The organism is Guggenheimella bovis (assembly GCF_054492335.1).
Genome location: NZ_JBQWTF010000001.1, coordinates 659,595 through 681,254, shown reverse-complemented (window position 1 = coordinate 681,254; position 21,660 = coordinate 659,595). Strand labels below are relative to the sequence as shown.

Below are 21,660 nucleotides of genomic sequence, written 5' to 3'. Positions count from 1 at the left end.
GAATTGTGTTTGCCATTGTAAATGTAGATAAAAACTGGGGCATAGGACTTAAAGGAGATATGCTCATTCACTTAAAGAGCGACCTCAAGTTCTTTAAAGAGCAGACGATCCATAAGACCGTTCTCATGGGTCGTAAGACGTATGAGTCCCTACCGGGAAAAAAGCCCCTCGTTTCTAGAAGAAATATCATCCTTACTCGTTCAGACTTAGAGGTCCCTGGCTTCGAAGTCATTTCAAGCATGGAAGAAGCACTCGCTCTTTCAAAGACGATGGATCCGGATGACTTTGTCATCATGGGTGGGGCAGAGATCTATAAGAAGTTTTTACCATACTGCGAAAAGGCCATCATCACGAAGATCGATTTCGAATACGACGATGTCGATCGCTACTTTCCGAACCTCGATGAACTCGAAGGCTGGGAACTTGAAAGTGAATCAGAGCTCTTTCACGATGAACAAGTGAATTACAAGAGAGCTATCTATAAGCATACGAAGGTGAAGCATGAATAACATCGAAAAGACGATGAATAAGTACGTCGCGATCCAAAGTGATACGGGAACCGTACTTGAACGCGATGTAGAAGAAGCGCTCTTTAAAGAGCTAAGTGAGATCGATTATTTTAAAGCGCACCCAGAGTATGTCGGCCTTCAGGAACTCAAGCAAGAGACACTCGGAAGAAGAAATGTCTACGCGCTCTATAAAGGTGGCGATAAGAATACCGTCATTCTCATGCATCACCATGATGTCGTAGACATTGAATGCTACGGAGACCTAAAAGACATTGCTTTTAAACCAGAGGAACTAAAGGAAGCCTTAAAGAAGCTCGAACTGTCGCACGATGCCACAGAGGATCTGGGAAATGACGACTGGATCTTCTGTAGAGGTGGTGCCGACATGAAGGCAGGTCTTGCGATCGAACTCGAGATGCTAAAGTATGCCATTCGTGAAAAGCTACCCATGAACCTCCTCTTTCTATCCGTTTCCGACGAAGAGCGATTATCTACGGGTATGCGTAGTGCCTTCGGTTTACTTAAAGAATTTAAGGAAAAAGAAGGACTTCACTATACACTTTTAATCAATACGGAGCCGCATGAAAGACCGAACGGAAAGTACCGCGTCTACGGCGGATCCATCGGTAAACTCATGCTTCAAGTGTACGTGGGGGGTAAAAAGAGTCACATCGGTAAAGCCCTCGAAGGCTTTAATCCACTCTCCGTCCTCTCTCGACTCGTGTCCGATACAGAGCTTTCCATGCACTTTACTGATTCCTTCGAAGGAGAACGTTCCGTTCCTCCTACCTGGGGCTTCTTAAGAGACTTTAAGAGTGTCTACGATGCCTCCATTCCAGAGCGCGCAGGAAGTTACATGAGCTTTCTAACCTTTGAGCGCTCCCCTAAAGAGATCCTAGATGGCATGAAGACCTTCAGTGAAAAAGCACTACAGGATGCCATTTCTCACTATAACGAAACGTGTAAAGCGAATGGAGTAGAACCGACAGAACTCTACCCCGGCGTCTATACGTTTGAGGACCTTAAAAAGCGCATCGACGCAGAAGAACTCAAGGCCATTCGAAAAGCTTCTCTTGAAGGAAGAAATGTGGTCGATGGCAACATGCACTTTATCGCAAGCCTAACAGAGCGTATAAAGCTCAAAGAACCCTTTGTGGTTCTAACCATCTGCCCGCCTTTTTATCCAGCCATTCGTAACGAAAAAGAAGATCCCTCAAAGAAACTCGAGGATGTCGAGCTCGTTCATTACTTCCAAGGAATTAGTGATATGAGCTACATGAATACGAATAAAAAGAGCCTTCAAGGTATCGACGAATTGATGCCCCTTTGGGATGAAGAGATCTATAGTCTAGAACTCAACGAAGAAGAGCCCATGCTCGTACTAAACGTTGGACCTTGGGGAAAGGATCTCCATCAGCTGACAGAGCGCGTCTACAGGCCTGACCTCGAACGATCTCTGGAGTACGTGAAGACGCTTTCGGAGCATTACGCCAAGTGAAAGCGCTAAGAGGCCGTGTATTTACACTAGATGGAATCAAGGAGCGCGTCGTCTGTTTTTCAGAGTACATTGAAAAAATAGTTGAAATAGATAACTATCACGGGGAAGTAGAGGCCTTCGAAGGCCTCTTAATCCCCGGTTTTATCGAGCTTCACGTCCATGGTCTAAAAGGCATTGATACGATGGACGGAAACCTAAAGGAACTTTCGAAAGCCCTTTTAAAAGACGGCGTCACCGGATTTTTAGCGACCACCATGACAGCCCCTCTCGATGAACTCGATGAGCTCTTTCAAAGCTTTCGAAAGGAGAAGGTAGAGAACTTTCTCGGTATCCACCTCGAAGGGCCCTTCCTCAATCCAAAGAAAAGCGGGGCCCAGGAAACAAAGTCTTTTCAGTTACCTAATATAGACTTTGTAAAGAGAAACCTAGATCTCATAAAAGTAGTTTCCTTTGCACCAGAACTAGACCCAGAGCTTACGTTTATTCATGCTTTAAAAGATGATGTCATTTTATCGATCGCTCATAGTGATGCGACGTATGATGAGTGTGTCCGGGCTATAAGGGGTGGAGTAAAGCACGTATCACACCTCTTTAATGCCATGAGAGGACTTCACCATAGAGAGCCAGGTGTCGTAGGAGCAGCACTAACGGAGGATGTGTCGGTAGAAGTCATTCCTGATGGAATTCACGTGCATCCGAAGATCATCGAGCTCGTAGCAAAGGTTAAAAATGATAAGCTCGTCTTTATTACCGACAGTATGCGAGCGAGAGGACTCTCGGATGGAACATATCTTTTAGGTGGAAGAGAGGTTACGGTAGAGGGGAGACTTGCCCATAGAGACGGGGTCATTTCCGGTTCTATCGTAAGTCCTTTAGATGTTATACATTTCCTTCAAAAGGAGACGACACTTCCTCTTGAATCGATTCTTCGATCGCTTACGAGTATTCCGGCGAAAGTGTTAGGGATCGACGACAGGGAAGGAAGTATCGTAGAGGGACATTATTCGAACTTTGTGATTTTAAAAGACGAAAGAATCGACCGCGTGTATTTTAGAGGACAACGTGTTTGAAATTATCTGTTATGAAATCGAAGATGTAAGGCGTTTAAAGGAGTTGGGACCGAGGCGAGTGGAACTCGTTAGAGATCTTCACCTGGGGGGAATGACACCTCCGATAGAACTCGTAAAAGAAGCGATCGATGTAGGCTTTTTTCCCTCCGTTATGCTTCGTGAGACAACTTCCTTTGTCTTAAAAGAGGATGACCTTAAAACACTTCATAAGACCATGAAGCCCTTCTTAGATCTAGGCGTTAAGCACTTTGTCTTTGGCGCTTTAAAAGAGGACGGCTCACTCGACCGAGAAGCTTTAGAAAGCTTTAAGCCCTATGGCATTACGATGACCTTTCACCGTGCGATCGATGAAAGCAGTCGGCCACTCGACGTCTTAAGAGAGTTAGAAGACTTTGACTTTGTAAAGTACGTTCTTACGAATGGAAAAGGTGATCTAAGTCTTCTTAAGAACATGCTCGAAAGTACTTCGAAGCGCATCATTTTGGGTGGAGGCGTTCGCATAGAGACGCTTCCAGAGATTTTATCGATCCTTTCCTCCTATTCTTTCGATATTCACATGGGTACCGGGGTAAGAACAGAGGGAATTGATGAACATAAGGTAAAACAAGTTGAAGCCATCTTAGAAAGGAGTTCCTATGGAACCTAAGAATCTTTCGCCCTTAAAGATCATCCTACTCGTCATCATCGGTCTCGCGATTCTTTCCTTCGTACTAAACATCGTCACAAGCTTACTTCCCGTCATCATCGTAGTGGGTGTTGCACTCATCCTACTCGGAACATTAGGTCGAAAGTAACACCTTTAGAGGTGTTCTTTTTCTGTAGAGGTACTATGAAAAAAATACTGATCCTTCTTCTCTGTGTGCTTCTTTTAGGCTGTAGCCCAAAAGAGAGCGAGAAAATGAAGCTCATGGCATTACCTGAGAAGACATTTTTAGTCGTAAGTCAAACGCATGGAATGAAAGAGGGAGATCCCGTGAGGATTTCCTTAGAAAAAGAGGTTAAGGTGGGAGATATCATTGAAGTGGAACGCGTGGGAGCGATTAGAGAAAGCTTCCCAGTTCAATTTGACGTAGAAAACGTCGTTCCTGTAGAGAAGTTTCCTGTGCGCATTACGTTAGAGCAAGCGGTGAAACTAAAGGAACTCTTACAGGACAAGGTCGTGCTCTTAGATGTGAGAACGAAAGAAGAGTACGATGAGGGGCACATCCCTACCGCCCAGCTATCTCCTGTAGAATCGCTCTCTAGAGATGTGAAAAATCTCGATAAAGACACGCTCTATATCATCTACTGTCGAAGTGGTCATCGTTCGAGCATTGCTCGAGAGATGCTAGATGAAGTGGGCTTTCAAGCGATCGATGCAGGTGGAATCATGGGTTACAAGGGAGAAATAGAAAAGTAGAGCGGGACACAAGTCCCGCTCTAGTCATATAAAGGTAGGTTGAAAAAATGTTTCAGGATAAAAGCCGTTCGAATGGGAAGCTCTTCTTCCTTTAGAAGCCTGATCGCTTCTTCACGGTTTACAAAGAGCACCTCAATCTCTTCGGAAGCCTCTAGTAGATCCTTAGAAACCGTTCCACTGTACGTACCAAAGGCCGTTTCGACGCGTTCGTTCGAGAGTCCGACGGAGGTATAACGAGGACCGTCTTTACCTAGATAGTGAAAGTCTAATCCTGTTTCTTCTTTAAACTCACGAACGGCAGCTTCTTCTAGCGTTTCTCCGTCATCGATGAGACCTGCTGGAAAGCTATAGATCTCTTTTCCGTGAACGACACGAAACTCCTTGATCATGACAAGCGTGTCCTTCTTTTCATTCCAGGCGACGATCATCGGTCCATCGGAGCCGTATTCATGTTCAAAGATCTCCTTTACGAGGCGATCTTTTCCTTTTCTAGAGACCATTTCCCAGTTTCTCTTGGTTCCCGTCCTATCGAGATACTCGATAGAGAAGCTCTTTAGGTATTTAAGTGGCTTTTCTGAAACGTCTAAAATTTTCATTTAAGAATTTCTTTTACAAAAGCTTTGAAGCGCTGTAAGCCTTCCGTGATGTCTTCACGGCTTGCAGCATAGCTCATGCGGATGAAGTCATCTTCACCGAAACCGATACCAGGAACGAAAGCTACCTCACGGTCTAGCATCTTTTGGCAGACTTCAAGGCTTAGGCTTGTAGCTTGAATCTTTTCTCTTAATGGACTGATGTCGATAAAGACGTAGAAAGCTCCCTTTGGTGGGATAATTTGAATCTCAGGAAGCTCTTCTTTAAAGAACTTCGCGATCATGTCTCTACGACCCATGTATTCTTGACGCATGCGTTCAATTTCACTCTTGCAGTCACGAAGAGCGAAGAGTGCAGCGTGCATACTTACTGTAGATGGGTGGCTTACGAGGTGCGATTGAACGCTACCCATGCTCTTTGCCATCTCCTTATTGCATGCTGTGTAACCGATTCTCCAACCTGTCATGGAAGCGGACTTTGAAAGGCCGTTTACGATAACGGTGTTGTTCTTAATCTCTTCTGAAAGAGCTGCGATCGATGTGAATTCTGCATCGTAGACGATTCTTTCATAGATTTCATCGGCTAGGATGAGGATTCCTTTTTTCGTAAAGTAGTCACAGATGGGAAGGAGTTCTTCCTTCGTGTACACGTTACCTGTTGGGTTGGATGGGTTATTGATAATAACCATACGTGTGTTCTCTGTCACTTTTCCTTCGAGGTCTTCGAGTGTTAGCTTAAAGCCATTTTCCTTCTTGGTCTTTACGTAGATGGCGTTAGCTCCTAGGAGTTCTACGATTTCAGGATAGCTAACCCAGTAGGGAACAGGAATGATAACCTCGTCACCAGGGTTTAGTGTCGTAAGAATGGTATTGGTGATAGAAAACTTTGCACCGCTCGATACGACAATTTGATCGGTCTCATAATCGATCCCGTTTTCTTCCTTGAGCTTTCTAACGATTTCCTTCTTAAGCTCGAGGTTACCCGTAGCGACATCATACTTTGTCATGTTTTGTTCGATGGCTTCGATTCCGCCTTGTTTTGCACATTCTGGTGTAGGGAAATCGGGCTCACCAATAGATAAGTTAATGACAGGAATGCCGTCAGCTTTCATTTGCTTCACTCTAGCACTGATTGAAAGTGTAATGGACGGACTGATTGCTTTTGCACGTTTCGATAACATTCTTCCTCCTTAAGTTGCCCATAGATTATAACATACGTTAGCTGTTTAACACAGGCTATTAGAACGAATAAATTTTACCTATGATGTGAATACTTTCTATTATCCGGTTGTCTTTTTTACGCCGGTATATTATATTGGATTCAGCGGATTGATTTACGTTTATTTTTGTAACAACATTGGTAATTATCTATCTTTTACAATAATGATAATATACACAGTTACGACAGTAAGTGTAAGATCATCCATTACCGATACATAAATCGGGAACTCAGAGAATAAAAAAAGAAGGAGGAAAAATTCACTACAAACGCCCTACTGCACTACCACATTCTAAATTTTTTAAGGAGATTATCATGAAACTAAAAAGAACTATTGCTCTGCTCTTGGTACTCGTTTTAACCTTGAGCCTCGTTGTAAGCTGCGAACGTCCTAGTGACAAGAACAAAGACAATGGTCAAAGCAATGAAGCTTCAAGCACAGATTCTGCAAGCCCAGCTGCTGACGGAGTCATTGAAGTTAAGATTGGTCATACAGACTCCTCTTCACGTTCTACTCACAAAGCTGCTGTTTGGTTAGGTGAATACCTCGAAGAAAAAGCACCTGGTAAGTTTAAAGTAACTGTTTATCCTGACGGACAACTTGGTGACTCACCAGACCTTTTCGCTGGTGTTAAGCTTGGAACACTTCAAGTTGCATTCGACCTTTCAAGTGTCGTAACAACAGCTGCAGGACCTGCATCAAGCTGCATCGACCTACCATACCTCTATCCTACATATGAAGACTGGATCAAAGGAACTTTCGAACTAGGTGGACTAGACGTATTTAACGAAACACTCGCTGATGCTGGCTACTACTGCCTCGACATGTTCTACAACGGTATGCGTCAAGTCATTAGTAAAGATAAAAACTACCATAACTCTGAAGACCTGAAGGGTCAAAAGATTCGTATCGCTCAAAACGAATTAAACATTGAGCTTTGGAAGGCAATGGGTGCAAACCCAACACCTATGGCTTGGAGTGAAGTTATTACTTCTCTATCCCAAGGACAAGTAAATGCTCTCGACCACTCTCTCGGCGTATTCAACGACTTCTCTCTTCATGAAATCGCTAAACACATTACACTTACAAACCATGCAAGCTCACCATTCCCACTCGTTTGCTCCAAAGAATGGATCGACAAGATGCCAGAAGCTGAAAAGAAAATCTTCATGGAAGGTGTTCATTTAATGGCTCAAAAGCAACGCGATGAAGAGCGTGCAAACGAACAAAAATACATCGAGCGTTTCAAGAATGAAGGCGCTACAGTAGAAGAACTTACTCCAGAAGAAGTGGAAGCGTTCAAGAAAGCCGTTCAACCTGTTTATGACAACTTACGTAAGCAAGTTGGCGACGAAGTCATGGATAAGTGGCTCGCTACCGTTCCTAAGTAAGAACTCATCACTCGGATGAGTGTTACTCATCCGAGTTCTTTCTTTTCATTTACGTATTTACATATCAAGGAGAAACTATGAAGAAAAAAGTTCTATCCGTCTTAGACAGGATTGAAGAGTTCTTCCTCGTATCGATGTTTATCGCAATGGTACTCATTATTTTCTTTCAAGTTATCATGCGTTTTAGTAAGAACTCTCTCTCTTGGTCTGAAGAATTGGGTAAGTTCATCTTCGTTTGGATTTCTTGGATCGGTATCTCGATCGGTCAACGAAAAAATGAACATATCCGTATTACGATGCTCACGGATCGTCTACCCTATGGTTTAAAAAAGGTTGTAGAGATCATTTCAGAACTCATTGTCATTGGAATCTGTGTGATCACAGCATACTATTCCTATTCACTCGTCCTCTCTCAAGCATCGACACCTTATGCTGGAATTAAAATCAGTATGTCCTATGGCTACCTTTCGGTGCTTGTTGGTACGATCTTAATGATCATTCGCTGCCTTGTTACGATCTCGGATCACATTCGAGCTCTTGGTCAAGGTGAGCCGATCGAAGGGGAAGAGGTGAAATAATGGGTATTCAAATCTTATTTATCGCTCTTTTCGTCATGCTCATGATCGGTGTACCTGTAGGATTCGCCATTGGTGGAGCGACTATTCTTGGCATGTACTTTGGTTCTGATCTGAACATGGTTATTTCTGCTCAGTACTGCTATTCAGGTATCAGTTCCTTTACAGTAATGGCTATTCCTTTCTTTATGCTCGCTGGTTCCATCATGAGTACAGGTGGTATCGCAAAGCGTATTGTAAACTTTGCTTCTGCACTCATCGACTTCGTGACAGGAGCTCTAGGTTGTGTTGCCATCCTTTCTAGTATGTTCTTCGGAGCTCTCTGTGGTTCCGGAATGGCTACGACTTCAGCGATCGGTGGAATGATGATTCCTGAGATGAAGAAGAAGGGTTATCCTTCTGCTTACGCTGCAACGGTTGTGTGCTTTGGTGGTGTCCTTGGACCGATCATTCCTCCAAGCCTTTCCTTCGTACTTTACGGCGCTGCAACCAAAGTGAGCGTTCCTCAGCTCTTCTTAGCTGGCGTACTTCCTGGAATTCTTCTAGGCATCCTCTTCATCTTACTTAACATCCGTATGTGTAAGAAGAGAGGTATCGATCTAGCTGGAAAGTTTGATCACATCGACGCGAAATATGATGAGATCGATGATGCCGATGAATCCACCATGAAAGGTGCTATGCAGAGTCGTTGGAAGAGACTTGGTCACTCTTTAGTCGACGGTATCCCAGCACTTTTATCACCTGGTATTATCCTCGGTGGTATTTACTCAGGTATCTTCACACCGACAGAAGCCGCTGCAGTATCTGTTGTTTACTCTGCGCTCATTAGCCTCTTCTGGTACAAAGACATGAACATGAAGGATATGCTTAACACGGTTCTCGATTCCGCTGTTCTAAACGGTGTTACGTCATTCCTTCTTGGATACTCAACCGTATTCTCAACCTTCATGACGTTCGAGCAAGTGCCACAAGCGATCAGTGTCTTCTTATCGAATGTATCCGATAACCCTGTGATCGTGCTACTTCTCATCAACATGATCCTACTTGCCGTTGGATGCTTCTTAGATACGGTTCCAGCTATTATCATCATGGCTCCCATGCTTTTAGATACGGTAAAAGCTATGAACGTTAACCCCATTCACTTTGGTGTTATCATGGCCGTAAACCTCGCATTAGGACTTTGCTCACCGCCTTATGGTTGTAACCTCTTCGTCGGTGCAGCAGTCGCGAAGATCAAGATGGAGGAGATGTTTAAGTACGTTCTCCCATACTTCCTGGTAGGAGTTGTTGGACTCTTACTCATCACCTACGTACCTTGGATATCCTTAGTATTTATCAAGTAGTGCCTTAGTTGAAGAAGACCAGGCTTTTTAGCCTGGCTTTTTTCGTATCTTTAGTTCTCTTATGCTATACTCAAAGTAGTAAAGGAACGTTATGGCAAAAATTCTAATCGTTGAAGATGACAACTTTATATCAGATGTCTTAAAGCGACTCCTTGAAGATGCTGGCTATACGACAGATCAAGCCTTTAGTGGAACAGAAGCCCTTCGCGTTCTAAAGGAAAACTCCTTTGAGCTCATTCTTTTAGACCTCATGCTTCCCGGCTTAAACGGGGAAGAGGTCATTAAAGAAATAAAGGCTATGGATGCAGCCGTTCCCGTGATCGTCATCAGTGCAAAGAACGATGTTTCGAGTCGTATTCAGCTCTTTAAGCTCGGTGCAGACGATTTTATTCAAAAGCCCTTTGATAACGAAGAGGTACTCCTACGAATCAGCGCAGTCTTAAGAAGAGTCAAGCAGGAGAAGGTAGAGGTAGTGGAGACCTTGCGCTTTGATGACCTCACGCTCGACTTAAACCTTAAGACGCTCTTTGTCGGTTCGAAAGAGGTTCCACTTACAAACTATGAGTTTCAACTTCTAAAGGAACTCATGGAGCGACCCAACTGGGTCTTTACGAAGAAGAATCTCTACTATGCCGTCTGGGGTTATGAGGGCTTCAGTGATGAAAATGTCATCAACATTCACCTCTCAAACATTCGTAAGAAGATGAAGAAGGTGACGAGTAAGGAGTATATCAAGACCATTTGGGGTCTCGGTATAAAGATGAACGACCAATGAAGTACGCATTAGAGATCTATTCCGACCGCCATACCCTCTGTATTCATAGGGGTTCTATTAGTGTGCTCTTTGATCCTCGTGGGGAGCATTCGAAGAGACTTCTTCACGTCGTATCAGGGCTTCGAATCGACACTTCGATTCGCATAAAAGCCTTTGGAACAGTGCTCGATCACAGGCGACTCGCATACCTTTCACCTTCTGAGCCCTTAAAGGGCACGATGACGGTAAAGCGTAAGTTTCAAAGCGTCTGTAAGAGCTTAAAGCTTTCAAATCCTGAGCGGAGCATTCAAGAGGCCGATGAGCTACTTCACTTAAGCGAGCTCTTTGATCGTCCACTCGAAAGTCTCTCGAACGATCAGATGGTGTGGGTGAAGGTTGCGATGACTCTCTTTCCCTCGCCCGATCTCTTACTTCTCAATCACTTTTCACCCTTTCAGTCGCTCCTTGAATATGAGCGATTTTTACGCATGCTCGTAACGATCAATAAGAAGTACGGCGTGACCATCGTGATTGCGACAAACGACCTTCGAAACTACTTAGATCTCGCCGATCGAATTTTTTTATACAGTAAGGATCAGTGGATCTCTATCGACGATGCCCTCTTAGAAGAGAGGAGTGCGCGCTATATTGAGATCTCTGCAAGTCCATTAAGTGAATGCACGGTGCTCTTAGATCAATGCTCCATCCCTTATAAGGTTTCGGATGAAGGAAAGCTTTCTGTGGAGGAACTTTTAGAGCCTTACGAACTCAACGAAAAGCTCGTAAAGGCTGGCATCAAAGTGCATTCCATTCACTTAGTCGAGAAAGATCTTGCGCACCTACTAAACACGCTAGGGGAATAACATGGCTTACTATTTTGAACGACTCAAGGATCTCTTTCGCGACCCTTTTTTAAGAATCATCTTTGTACTTGAGCTCTTGATCATTATTGTTACAAAGCGTCAGGTTCTTACGACCATCTCTGATAATGCGCTCTCTGAAAGCGACTCCTACTTGCTTTTTTACACACTCGATTTTAGCCTGATTCCATTTCTCGTCACGTGGTCTTTTATCTTTACGTTAAATAAGCTCTTTCGTTCTTACGACTTTAAGCTAGAGATTCTAAGCTCGAATTCGAGGTCGTTTGTTTACCTTAAAAACATCGCCGTACTATACTCGTTCTTTCTCTTAGAACTTTTACTACTCGTAACGATCAATCTCTCTATTAGCGGAAAGTTTTCCTTCTCAAGAGACACCTTTGACTACATCTCGCTATGGATTCTCTCTCAGTGTCTCTTTGCCATGATTTCTACGCTGCTCTTTTTACTTATCGACCGCCCTCTCGTCATCTTCATATTATCGACCGCTCTTTTAGTCATGTTGAAGTTCGACTTTTTAGGGCAGTGGATGATCGGAATCTTCAATCCCCTCTGCTATGCAGGATACCTCTTCTTTACGCCTGGTAGGCCTCCAGCAATTCAGCTTCAAGCCATAAGCCTAGGATACTTTTTGATCCTCTTACTCGTCGGCTTTTTCATCTTTAAACGAAAGGATGTATCGGTATGGATGTGATCGATATCGTTCTTCTAATCCTTCTACTCATCGTATGCTATCTCTACTTCAGAGACCGCCATGCCATAAAGTGTCTCGCGAAAGATTTAGAGTCGCGCCTTTCAAGTAGTAGCACCGTAGAAATTCCTGTAGAGAGCCCGAATACGTCTTATCGAACGATCGTGGAATTATTAAATAAGCTCCTCTATACCGTAAGACAGCAGATGTCATCGATCGAAGAGGGAAATCAAGAGATGCAGCATACGCTTTCGAGCTTAAGTCACGACCTAAGAACGCCTCTTACGCCTGCCAAGGGCTACATTGAACTTGTGATGAAGGGTGAGATCGGTGAAAAGGAACGCGAGATGCTCGATATCTCAAGAAAGCGCTTAGAGGTATTAAATGACCTCTTAGAGGACCTCTTTCGCTTTACAAAGCTAAGAGATAAGCGCTTCGAACTGAGTCCTAAGAGAATCAATCTCGTAGAAGCCGTTCAGGAAATCTTCTTTGCCTTTTATGAAGAATTTCGCCTAAAAAATATTGAACTCTCCTTTGATCTCCCCGAAGAAGAGATCCTCATCTTTCAGGATCCCGAAGCCATCGAGCAGATTCTTTCAAATGTGATCCAAAATGCCCTGCGCTACGGAAAAGAAAAGCTTTTCATCTCTATAAAGAAAGATCCACACCTCGAAATGAGCTTTTCCAATCCCACCGAACAGCAGATTACAGATGTGAATGCCCTTAAAAACAGCTACGTTCGTGCCGAAGGAAACCGCCCCGAAGGCTCCACTGGACTCGGCCTTGCGATCATCGATTCCTATTTGGAGCGCATGGGTGGAAAGAGTGAACTCTCCTTTCAAAACGGAATCTTCACGATAAAAATTCTGCTCTAAAGAAATTCTAAAGAATTCCCACAGAAACACTAGGATGTTCCTTAAGGGGTTCTTTATTTTTTTTTGTTAAAATCTCATTAACAATTTGAAAAGAGGTGCAAGATGAAGACAAAACTACTATCGTACCCAATGATTGAAGACCTACCATTTGAACCAGAAATGCTCAAGGTACAGGTCGAAAAGGAAGAAATTGAAAAGCGTATTACCGATGAACTAAACCGCATCGCAAAGCGCTACGGACAAGTCATTGAGACAGAAGCAGACTACATGATTCAAGAGGGTGATATCGTCACCATCAAAGTCGAGAGTGAGCTTCCTAAGTACAATAAGCCAAAGCTCCCTTTAACCGTTGGAAAAGGCCTCTACAATCGCTTTCTCGAGTATCATCTCATTGGTATGAGAAAGGGAGATGCGAAGAAGATTCAGATTGACGAAAAGGATGTCCTATTTACCGTTTTAGACGTCAAAACGAAGAATGTTCCAGAACTCACTTGGGACATGCTAAAGAGAGAAATCTCTGCCTTCTACCCCGATGTCGATTCCATTGAGTCGTACAAAAAAGTGATGGAGAAGGAGTTCATTGAGGATGCTGCAGTCGATCGCTACTACGAAGACGCTGCTGAGTTTGTGAGTCAATATCTCATCGAAAACATTAAATTAGATGTCGATCCTGAAGAGCTTCAAGCCTTTAAAGACAGAGTCTACTGGCACTTCAACAAAGAAGCCAAAGAAAACGGCGTAAGCTACGACGACTACATCATCGACATGTTCATCTATCCAGGTGAGGATTCGAAAGATGTCGACCTTAAAAAGCGCGTCGAAGAGACGATGGAACGTGACTTTAAGTTCTCCATCTACGCAAAAGAAATTTTAAAGGATGAAGACCTTCCGATCTTACCGGTTGACTATGAAGCTAGCATTGAAGCTTGGGCAAAGGAATTTGAACGCAGCGTAGAGGACTTTAAAGAAGTGACGACCTACGAAGAATTCGTTACAAGCCAATACATTGAAGCTGCTCAGCATCGCATTGTCAATAAATACTTAGCTGACGTCAAAGTGGAGATAATTTAGACATGGAAGCAAACGGACATGCCAAGAAAGGCGTATGGAAAAAGTTCTTTAGGCTCATGAGCCAAGCGAAAATTCCGTGGAAACTCATCTTCGTTTCCGTCTTTATTAATCTCGTTGCGACGAAAGTGACGATGATGTTTCCAGACTATCAGATGCAACTTACGATGGGGGATCTGTCTCCTGAGACCATTCGTACAGCGTTACTCATCTTAATCGGTGGATCCATTCTTACGATCATCTACGTCTATCTTTCAGGTTATACGACGTGTAAGATCAACCGAAACGTGTTGAATCTTGTTTGGGAGAAGGTCGTTGAACTTCCTCTAAGCATTTACCAAAGAATTAATCCGAAAGAGCTTATCAGTCGTATTACAACCGACACGACAGCTATGGGTGCACTCTTTGTAGACGTCATTGGAAGCTTGCTTGCACACGGCTATGCGCTCTACTTAGCGCTTACATACCTAGCCGGATACCATCCGACTCTCCTTACTGTTCAACTGATCATGATTCCACTCTGGGTTTTCCTCAAGTGGTTCCAAGGACGTTTGACCTTTAACTTTACCTATAAGCAGCAGTTTAAGCTCGCTAATCTCACGGAGTACTTATCACAAGTGCTTGTAAATGTTCCTCTCGTTAAGGCCTTTGTCAAAGAAGACCATGAAAAAATGAGGGGCCAACAAGCGATTAAAGAGCTCAACAAAGCACGTTATCAGCTCACAGCTATCGATACCATCTTCCTAGCGATCGGCGACATGATGGGAACGATTAACACCGTTCTTTCTGTCGTCATCGGACTCTCCCTCATCGAAAAGGGTGAAATCGATATCGCCATCTGGATCAGCTACTACCTCTATTCCGAGCAAATTTCTAGTGCAGTCGGAATGATTACAATGCTCTGGCCAGAACTCAAGGCCGCTCAAGGTTCGATCGAGCGCGTCAACGACTTCATGGAAGAAAAGAGTGAGTCGTACGAAGGCGTTCCTGTTCATGAGGACGTTCAAGATATCGTATTTAAAGATGTCACCTTCTCTTACGGCGAACGAACGATTCTTAACGATGTCGATCTCATCATTCCTAAGAAGAAATTTACAGCCATCGTCGGAGCCAGCGGTGCCGGTAAGACCACGCTCTTAGGTCTCATCGAACGCTTCTTCCTACCTCAGGAAGGAACGATCATCTACGACGGGAAAAACATCAATGAGTACGATCTCAAAGACTGGCGTAGAAAGTTTGGCTACGTCACGCAAGAGATCAAGCTCTTCTCTGGTACCATCCGTGAAAATATCATCTACGGTATGGATAATGTGAGCGATGAAGAGATCGTTCTAGCTGCACAAAAAGCAGGTATTCACGATACCATCATGAGCTTTGAAGACGGGTATGAAACGGTTCTTCTTGAAAACGGTGAAGGTCTATCGGGCGGTGAAAGACAGCGCATTGCTCTTACGCGCATCCTTCTAAAGGCTCCTGATATCATCCTCCTCGACGAAGCGACATCAAACCTCGATGCCGAGAGCGAATATCTCATTATGAACTCGCTTTCTGAGCTCTGTAAAGGTCGTACCACGATCGCCGTCGCTCATCGCATGAGAACGATTGAAAATGCAGACCAAATTGTCGTATTAGATATGGGACAGATTAAAGATATTGGAACACATGAAGAGTTAAAGGAACGCAGTCCATTCTACAAGCGTTTACTCGAATGTGAATTTTCAAGTGAGGAGGCTTGTCATGCAAACTAAAGCAAGAATTCAACGCAAGGAAGCCTCTTGGAAGCCGTTAATAGACCTCTTTAGGAAGTCTAAGTTACCGTGGTGGCTCTACATCCTACAAGTCGTCTTTATCTACTACCTAAGTCAGCTTTCGGTCTATGTCATTGAGATTGCAGGTAAGATCATCGCTGGTGAGATTCAAGAACCAGGACTCGTCAACGACTACATCTACTACAGCGCCATCGGACTCTTAGCGTCCCTTGCTCCGCTCCTTTCAAACTACGTAAACATTCTCTTTGAGAGTAAGATCCAGACGGCCACATGGAAGAGCTTCATTAGCCTACCTATTAAGGTCTACGAACGCCTTGTTCCATCGACCTTAATTAGCCGTGTGACATCAGACTCTGTGCTAGCCGCAAGAATCATCGATGAAATCCTAACGATTCTTCAGATTCTCTTCTCGCTCTACTTTAGTATCGAGATGATGTTTAGCTTCTCTACGTCGCTCACATGGGTCATCCTAGCGATGGTCGTCTTCTACTCGGTGCTCTTTGTAGCTGCAAGAAACTGGATCTTTGAAATTACCTTCATGCTACAAGATGCCCTCTCCATGCTCACAGGCTTCTTCTCCGAACGCTTAGGAAACATGAAGCTTATGAAAGCAAGTGCAGCAGAAGAAGAGGAGATTAAACGCGGTCACGAACTAAACGAAGCGAAGTTCCAAATTGATGTCAGTCGCATCAAATACGATACTGTTCTTACAGGCTTCCAGCACCTCATGAGAGCGATTCTTACAGGAATCGTCTTAGTCGGTGGAAGTGTCATGGTGAATGAAGGAACACTTCAACTAGAAGAGCTCATCAGTTTCTACATGTTCATTGCCATTCTTCCCGATAGCTTCCAGACACTTATCTTGATGCTCTTAGACATGCAAGGAACAAAGGGTGCTACGACTGCAGTAGCAGAGATTACTGACCTACCAGCAGAACAAATAAAAAGAGAAGTTTCAATGACGGGCGGTCAGGATATTACATTAAAAGGGGTCAATTTTTCATATAAAGAAGGCGAGCCAATCTTAAAAGATTTCTCTTGTCACATTCCTTACGGAAAGATGACAGCGATCGTCGGTCCTTCCGGCGGTGGAAAGACGACGGTTCTTAAGCTCTTAGAGCGCTTCTATGAGCCAGATAGCGGTGAGATCTACCTAGGAGACACCGAGATCAAAAAGATTCATCTAGACGACTGGAGAAGAAAATTCGGCTATGTCATTCAAAATAGCCCACTTCTTTCAGGTACGGTGAAGGACAACATCCTCTACGGTGCAAACCGCGAGGTGAGTGAAGAAGAACTTCAAGAGATCCTAAAGATTGCAAACGTCGACTTCCTCGATGAACTAGAAGATGGCATCAATACCCACGTCGGAGAGTCTGGTCAAAAGCTTTCTGGTGGACAGAGACAGCGCGTTGCCATCGCTCGAGCTATCGTAAACGATGCCGAATTCCTTCTCATGGACGAAGCCACAGCAAACCTCGACGCCATCAATGAACTTGAGATCACCTCAAGCCTCATCGATCTCATGAAGGGTAAGACCATTGTCGTCGTCGCTCACAACCTCAAAACGATCGAGAAGGCAGACAACATCCTCGTCATGGAAGAGGGCGAGATTCAAGATCAAGGTACACATGAAGAGCTCTACCAAAAGTCACCACTATACAGAAGAATGATCGACCTACAACAACAGGCGATCCTCAATGAATAAGGAGTTATTATGATTAAAGAAATTCAAGGAACTGAATTTGAAGAAGCTACAAAAGAAGGATTCTCTATCGTAGATATCTATGGATCCACATGTGAGCCTTGTAAAGCGCTCGCAAAGACACTCGAAGAGCTCGAGTTTGACTATCCTTTCATCAACATCTTTAAGATCAACTCCGATCAAAACCGCGAGTTCTGCAAGAAACAACGCATCCTTGGCGTTCCAACCATCTTCTTTATGAAAGATGGAAAAATGTTAGAGCGAGAGATGGGCGCACTTTCTCTCGATCGAATCTTAGAAATCGCTAGCGAGTACATGTACTAAAATGCATGGCTTCGAACGAATAGAAGAAAAATCCATTCGTTTTCCAGAAGGCACACTCACGACCTACGAACATAAAAAGACATTGGCACGTGTGCTGTTCTACGATACAGCCGACGAGGAGAGAGCGTTTACATTACAGTTAAGAACGCTTCCTAATTCCGATAATGGCGTCGCGCATATCCTAGAACATGGAGTTTTTTCGGGGAGTATGAATTACAAGGTGAAGGATCCCTTCGTGAATCTCATGAAGGGATCCCTCACAAGCTTTTTAAATGCCATGACCTTCCCGGATCGAACCGTCTATCCTTTTGCGACGACGAATGAGACCGAATTCTTTAACCTCATGGATGTCTACTTAGATAGCATCTACTTTCCGCTCCTTCATAAGGATCCCCTCGTCCTAGCCCAGGAAGGGTATCACATTGAACTCGATGAAGAAGGTGCGTACTACAACGGCGTCGTTTATAACGAGATGAAGGGAATGAATGCATCGACAGATCATAAGCTCTTGGTGTCGGTGCAAAGAGAACTCTACGATAATGTCTATGGCTATCAGTCGGGAGGCGATCCCAAGGCCATTCGAAATCTTACTCAAGAAGAGTATGTAGGCTTTCATAAGAAGTACTATCATCCATCGAATACGGTCGTAGCACTCTATGGAAAGCTCGACATCGAAAGAGCACTTGAAAAGTTGGATCGCATCTTTTCTACTTTTCCAAGAAGGGAACGTGTCCAAGATGCGTCTCCTTCCACGCCTTTAGATGAGCCTAAATACTTAGAAGAAAAGAGCTTTTCATACGATGAGCTCGGAACGTTAGGCATGGGTTTTTCCCTATCGAGCTTTAAAAATGTAAAAGAGAACATGGCACTTCGCATCGCACTCGACGTGCTTGTGAATGCCGACAATGGTCCGATTAAGAGAGCGCTCTTTGAACAAGGTCTAGCCACAGACGTTTCGGCCTTCTTTGAGGAGTCGTACATCAATCCGTTAGCCTTTATCACCGTTCGTGGGGTAGAGGAGAACAAAGGAAAGATCGTGGAAGAGACGATTCTTTCAGAGCTCGAGCGCGTCGTACGAGAGGGCTTTGATCCACTCCTACTTACGGCCATGATGAACCGTTTTCGCTTTGCCCTAAAGGACTTCCTTGATGAAGGACCGTATCCAAAGGGCATCACACTTACAATAGATCTACTACAAAACTACGACCGAGGAGTCGATCCCAAAGAAAAGCTCGAATTCGATGCGATTCTCGATGAGATCAAACTCGAAGACTTTGCTCCCATCGTAGAAAATGAACTGTTAAAGAATAAGAGCCGAGTCAGTGTACTGCTCGTTCCAGAGGGCTCGATGCCCGAAGAAGAAGAACTTCATGTAGAGGGATTAGAAAAAGAAATTCTTTCTACCATGGAAGCCTTAGAGAAGAGACAGCTTACAGAGGATGATCCTAAGGAGCTAGAGAAGCTTCCTTCGCTTACATTAAAGGATCTCGATCCTGGTATCGAAAAGAATCCCTATCTAAAGCTTCCAGGAAACTTTCCCTTCTACCTCTTAGAGTACAAGGAAGAGGGAATAGGAGCCTTGTGTATCGATGTCACACTCGATTCCAAGGCACTACGTAGAATCAACCTCTATACCACACTCTTAGGCTACTTAGATACAAAAAATCGTGACCGAAATACGCTCACGAGTGAGATCCTTCTCCATACGGGAAACTTTACCATTCACCCCACGGTCTATGAAAAGGACGGGGAGGTAAAGCCAACCCTTCACATCTACCTGAAATTCCTCGAAGAGAATCGAAAGGAAGCACTTGAGCTTCTATTCGATGTCTTAACGAATACGATCTTTGAAGACGAAGAGACCATCTATCAAGCACTTTCGATGCTTCTCAACAGCATGGAAGCAAACCTCATTGAAAACGGAAGTCAGATGATTTCAGGCCGTGTTCAGAGCTATTTCGATGAAAAGGGAGCGATCGCGGAAGAGCTCTTTGGAATCAGTGCTTACCTTAGTTTAAAAGCCATTCTAGAGAACTTTGATGAAGAGATCGAAGCTCTTAAAAAAGACCTAGAAGAGCTATCCTCACACCTTTTCTTTCGAGATCGAGTGACGTGTGTCTATTCAGGAGAACACGAAAGAGAACTACAGCTCCTACTAGGAGAATGGATTGCTATGCATCCTACATCACCTGAAGGGGAAGAGAAGAGTGTCTTTAGTGAAGAGAATAAAAAAGAGGCATTCCTCATTCCTTCTGAGGTGAACTATGTGGCCAAAGGCTACAACATGAAAAAGCTCGGCTATGAGTATCACGGATCGATCGAGGTGTTAAGAAAGCTCTTAGAGACCGATTACCTTTGGGAAAAGGTTCGCGTTCTAGGCGGTGCCTACGGTGCAAGCCTCATGACCGACCGCAATGGAACGGTATTAGCAGCGAGCTACAGAGACCCAGAGAGTGAAGAGACACTAAAGGTATACGATGGTATCGAAGACTATCTAGAAAACCTCAGTGAATCGACCTCTATCGAAAGCTACATCATTAGCTGCATCGGGGATTACAGTCATCCTCTAACTCTAAACGATCGCATGGAACTCGTCCTAAAGTCTGTCTTTGAAGGTTATACAGACGAACTCAGAGCACAGTACCGAAGAGAAATGTTCGAATGCACCGTAGAGAAACTCAAAAGTTACGCTCCCATCATGGGAGAAGTCATGAGAAAGGGATGCTTTGGAGCCATTGGTGGAGAGGAACTAAAAAAAGCATCGGAGACTTTTACAGTCTCGATGCTCTAAACTCCTAAAAGAACCTCTTTAAACGCCTTCAGTGCTTTCTCAATGTGTTCCGTTGGATGGGCAAAGTTGACTCTTGTATAATACTCACCGCCTGGTGAGAAGGTCCTTCCATCCTGTACACCGACGCCTTTATCGGCCATTCTTTTAAAGAAGTCTTCCGGTGTAAGTTCTAAGTTTTTAAAGGAGATCCAAGCGAGATACGTCGCTTCAGGGAGGTGTACTTCGTATCCTCCCATCTCCTTAAGACCTTCTATGAGTAAATCTCGATTTTTTCTTAAAAGATCGAGATTTTCTTTATGCCATTCATCGCTTTCTCCATAGGCTTTCATAAAAGCGATGGCATTAAAGGCATTCATCCCAAGTGCCATAATGTGTTCCGCTTCCCTTTGAAAACGTTTCTTTTCATCTTTTGAGGAGTGGACGATAAAGGCACCTTGAAGACCTGCGATGTTAAAGGTCTTACCGGGTCCTGTCACAAGGACACAGTCCTCTGTGATCGCTCTAATGGAAGTGAAGTCCTTTTCATAGACGATATCTGCATGAATTTCATCGACATACAGCTTGACGCCCTGTTCCTTTGTCGCTTTAACGATTCGTTCAAGCTCTTCCTTGTCCCAGACTCTTCCTACGGGGTTATGGGGTGAACAGAGTAGGACTGCTTGTACCTCTTTCACTTTCTCGTGAAAAAGTTCCCAGTCGATCTCATAGCGCTCGTTTCCATGCTTTAATGGGCAGTGAACGAGTTCCATTCCCGCTTCCTTCACGATCGTATAGAAGGGGAAGTAGACAGGGGGAAAGACGAGGACTTTATCGTGTTCTTTGAGTTCTGCTCTAAAAGAAAGTAAAAGTCCTTGTAGGAGATTTGAAGCATAACTGATGTTTTCTCCTAGATCTACCTTATGATGTCTCTTATAGTAGCCCTTAAAGGCTTCAAACGCCTCTTTAGGCGTATCGGTATAGCCGTAGATCGGATGCTTCGCTCTTTCGATGATGCCTTCTACAATGGGCTCTGCAGTCGGTAGGTCCATGTCTGCAACCCATAGCGGAATGACATCCTCTCTTCCAAAGAGGGCTTTTCTGTAGGTATATTTGACCGCAAATGTGTCTTCTCTCTTTTCCATAATCACCTCTGGTTCGTAAAATATATGCTAAGCTTTGCTACATTCATACCCTGATTGGGTCTTTGGTATATAAAGAGCCCCCTTTA

Annotated in this window: 21 protein-coding genes; 18 read left to right on the top strand and 3 right to left on the bottom strand. The window is 44.0% G+C overall.

Translation table 11 applies throughout. From position 1 onward, the window contains the following. Positions 1 to 5: 5 nt before the first annotated feature. From ACUB3H_RS03505 to ACUB3H_RS03480, 6 genes are read left to right on the top strand one after another with little or no spacing between them, the layout of a single operon-like run. The gene (locus tag ACUB3H_RS03505) at positions 6 to 509 is read left to right on the top strand and encodes a dihydrofolate reductase (protein WP_459129270.1); all 504 of its coding nucleotides are present in this window, start codon (positions 6 to 8) and stop codon (positions 507 to 509) included. After that, complete coding sequence (locus tag ACUB3H_RS03500; protein WP_459129269.1) at positions 502 to 2,007, top strand: M20/M25/M40 family metallo-hydrolase; 1,506 nt, start codon at positions 502 to 504, stop codon at positions 2,005 to 2,007. Before ACUB3H_RS03505 ends, ACUB3H_RS03500 begins: the two co-directional genes overlap by 8 nt. Further along, positions 2,004 to 3,077: an N-acetylglucosamine-6-phosphate deacetylase gene (gene nagA, locus ACUB3H_RS03495; RefSeq protein ID WP_459129268.1), complete on the top strand. Its 1,074-nt coding sequence runs from the start codon at positions 2,004 to 2,006 to the stop codon at positions 3,075 to 3,077. The genes ACUB3H_RS03500 and nagA overlap by 4 nt, the downstream gene beginning before the upstream one ends. Then, a complete protein-coding gene (locus tag ACUB3H_RS03490) occupies positions 3,070 to 3,723 on the top strand; it encodes a copper homeostasis protein CutC (RefSeq protein WP_459129267.1) in 654 nt (217 codons plus the stop codon). The genes nagA and ACUB3H_RS03490 overlap by 8 nt, the downstream gene beginning before the upstream one ends. After that, entirely contained in the window at positions 3,713 to 3,871 is a 159-nt protein-coding gene (locus ACUB3H_RS03485; protein WP_459129266.1) for a hypothetical protein, read from the top strand. The genes ACUB3H_RS03490 and ACUB3H_RS03485 overlap by 11 nt, the downstream gene beginning before the upstream one ends. A 35-nt stretch (positions 3,872 to 3,906) precedes the next feature. Beyond that, positions 3,907 to 4,476 (top strand): rhodanese-like domain-containing protein, encoded by a 570-nt coding sequence (locus ACUB3H_RS03480; protein WP_459129265.1) that lies wholly within the window; start codon positions 3,907 to 3,909, stop codon positions 4,474 to 4,476. A 20-nt stretch (positions 4,477 to 4,496) separates the two neighbouring features. Here ACUB3H_RS03480 and ACUB3H_RS03475 read toward each other — a convergent pair whose 3' ends face one another. Both ACUB3H_RS03475 and ACUB3H_RS03470 read right to left on the bottom strand, forming a co-directional pair. Then, positions 4,497 to 5,072 (bottom strand): NUDIX hydrolase, encoded by a 576-nt coding sequence (locus ACUB3H_RS03475; protein ID WP_459129264.1) that lies wholly within the window; start codon positions 5,070 to 5,072, stop codon positions 4,497 to 4,499. Continuing rightward, positions 5,069 to 6,250: a pyridoxal phosphate-dependent aminotransferase gene (locus ACUB3H_RS03470; protein ID WP_459129263.1), complete on the bottom strand. Its 1,182-nt coding sequence runs from the start codon at positions 6,248 to 6,250 to the stop codon at positions 5,069 to 5,071. Before ACUB3H_RS03470 ends, ACUB3H_RS03475 begins: the two co-directional genes overlap by 4 nt. 353 nt (positions 6,251 to 6,603) lie before the next feature. Here ACUB3H_RS03470 and ACUB3H_RS03465 point away from each other — a divergent pair, with 353 nt between their 5' ends. The 12 genes from ACUB3H_RS03465 (at position 6,604) to ACUB3H_RS03410 (ending at position 20,453) form a co-directional block, all read left to right on the top strand. Then, on the top strand, positions 6,604 to 7,680 hold the full coding sequence (locus ACUB3H_RS03465) for a TRAP transporter substrate-binding protein (RefSeq protein WP_459129262.1): 1,077 nt from the start codon (positions 6,604 to 6,606) through the stop codon (positions 7,678 to 7,680). Between the two features lie 77 nt (positions 7,681 to 7,757). After that, entirely contained in the window at positions 7,758 to 8,258 is a 501-nt protein-coding gene (locus ACUB3H_RS03460; protein ID WP_459129261.1) for a TRAP transporter small permease, read from the top strand. Then, positions 8,258 to 9,598 (top strand): TRAP transporter large permease, encoded by a 1,341-nt coding sequence (locus tag ACUB3H_RS03455; RefSeq protein ID WP_459129260.1) that lies wholly within the window; start codon positions 8,258 to 8,260, stop codon positions 9,596 to 9,598. The genes ACUB3H_RS03460 and ACUB3H_RS03455 overlap by 1 nt, the downstream gene beginning before the upstream one ends. A gap of 91 nt (positions 9,599 to 9,689) precedes the next feature. Next, a complete protein-coding gene (locus ACUB3H_RS03450) occupies positions 9,690 to 10,373 on the top strand; it encodes a response regulator transcription factor (protein WP_459129259.1) in 684 nt (227 codons plus the stop codon). Beyond that, positions 10,370 to 11,215, top strand: coding sequence for a hypothetical protein (locus ACUB3H_RS03445; protein WP_459129258.1), 846 nt, complete (start codon positions 10,370 to 10,372; stop codon positions 11,213 to 11,215). Before ACUB3H_RS03450 ends, ACUB3H_RS03445 begins: the two co-directional genes overlap by 4 nt. Before the next feature lies 1 nt (position 11,216). Next, positions 11,217 to 11,924 carry a hypothetical protein gene (locus ACUB3H_RS03440; protein ID WP_459129257.1) on the top strand — a complete coding sequence of 236 codons (708 nt, stop codon included), beginning with the start codon at positions 11,217 to 11,219 and terminating at the stop codon, positions 11,922 to 11,924. Next, a complete protein-coding gene (locus tag ACUB3H_RS03435; protein ID WP_459129256.1) occupies positions 11,915 to 12,796 on the top strand; it encodes a sensor histidine kinase in 882 nt (293 codons plus the stop codon). The genes ACUB3H_RS03440 and ACUB3H_RS03435 overlap by 10 nt, the downstream gene beginning before the upstream one ends. Before the next feature lie 102 nt (positions 12,797 to 12,898). Continuing rightward, a complete protein-coding gene (locus ACUB3H_RS03430) occupies positions 12,899 to 13,867 on the top strand; it encodes a trigger factor (RefSeq protein ID WP_459129255.1) in 969 nt (322 codons plus the stop codon). Positions 13,868 to 13,869: 2 nt separating this feature from the next. Continuing rightward, positions 13,870 to 15,612, top strand: a complete 1,743-nt coding sequence (locus tag ACUB3H_RS03425; protein WP_459129254.1) for an ABC transporter ATP-binding protein — start codon at positions 13,870 to 13,872, stop codon at positions 15,610 to 15,612. Then, positions 15,602 to 17,341, top strand: a complete 1,740-nt coding sequence (locus ACUB3H_RS03420) for an ABC transporter ATP-binding protein (protein ID WP_459129253.1) — start codon at positions 15,602 to 15,604, stop codon at positions 17,339 to 17,341. The genes ACUB3H_RS03425 and ACUB3H_RS03420 overlap by 11 nt, the downstream gene beginning before the upstream one ends. A 9-nt stretch (positions 17,342 to 17,350) precedes the next feature. Next, positions 17,351 to 17,662 (top strand): thioredoxin family protein, encoded by a 312-nt coding sequence (locus ACUB3H_RS03415; protein WP_459129252.1) that lies wholly within the window; start codon positions 17,351 to 17,353, stop codon positions 17,660 to 17,662. Position 17,663: 1 nt separating this feature from the next. Next, positions 17,664 to 20,453, top strand: coding sequence for an insulinase family protein (locus tag ACUB3H_RS03410; protein ID WP_459129251.1), 2,790 nt, complete (start codon positions 17,664 to 17,666; stop codon positions 20,451 to 20,453). Here the strand turns inward: ACUB3H_RS03410 and ACUB3H_RS03405 are convergent. Further along, positions 20,450 to 21,574, bottom strand: a complete 1,125-nt coding sequence (locus tag ACUB3H_RS03405; RefSeq protein WP_459129250.1) for a MalY/PatB family protein — start codon at positions 21,572 to 21,574, stop codon at positions 20,450 to 20,452. The two genes, ACUB3H_RS03410 and ACUB3H_RS03405, sit on opposite strands and share 4 nt — an antisense overlap. Between the last annotated feature and the right edge of the window lie 86 nt (positions 21,575 to 21,660).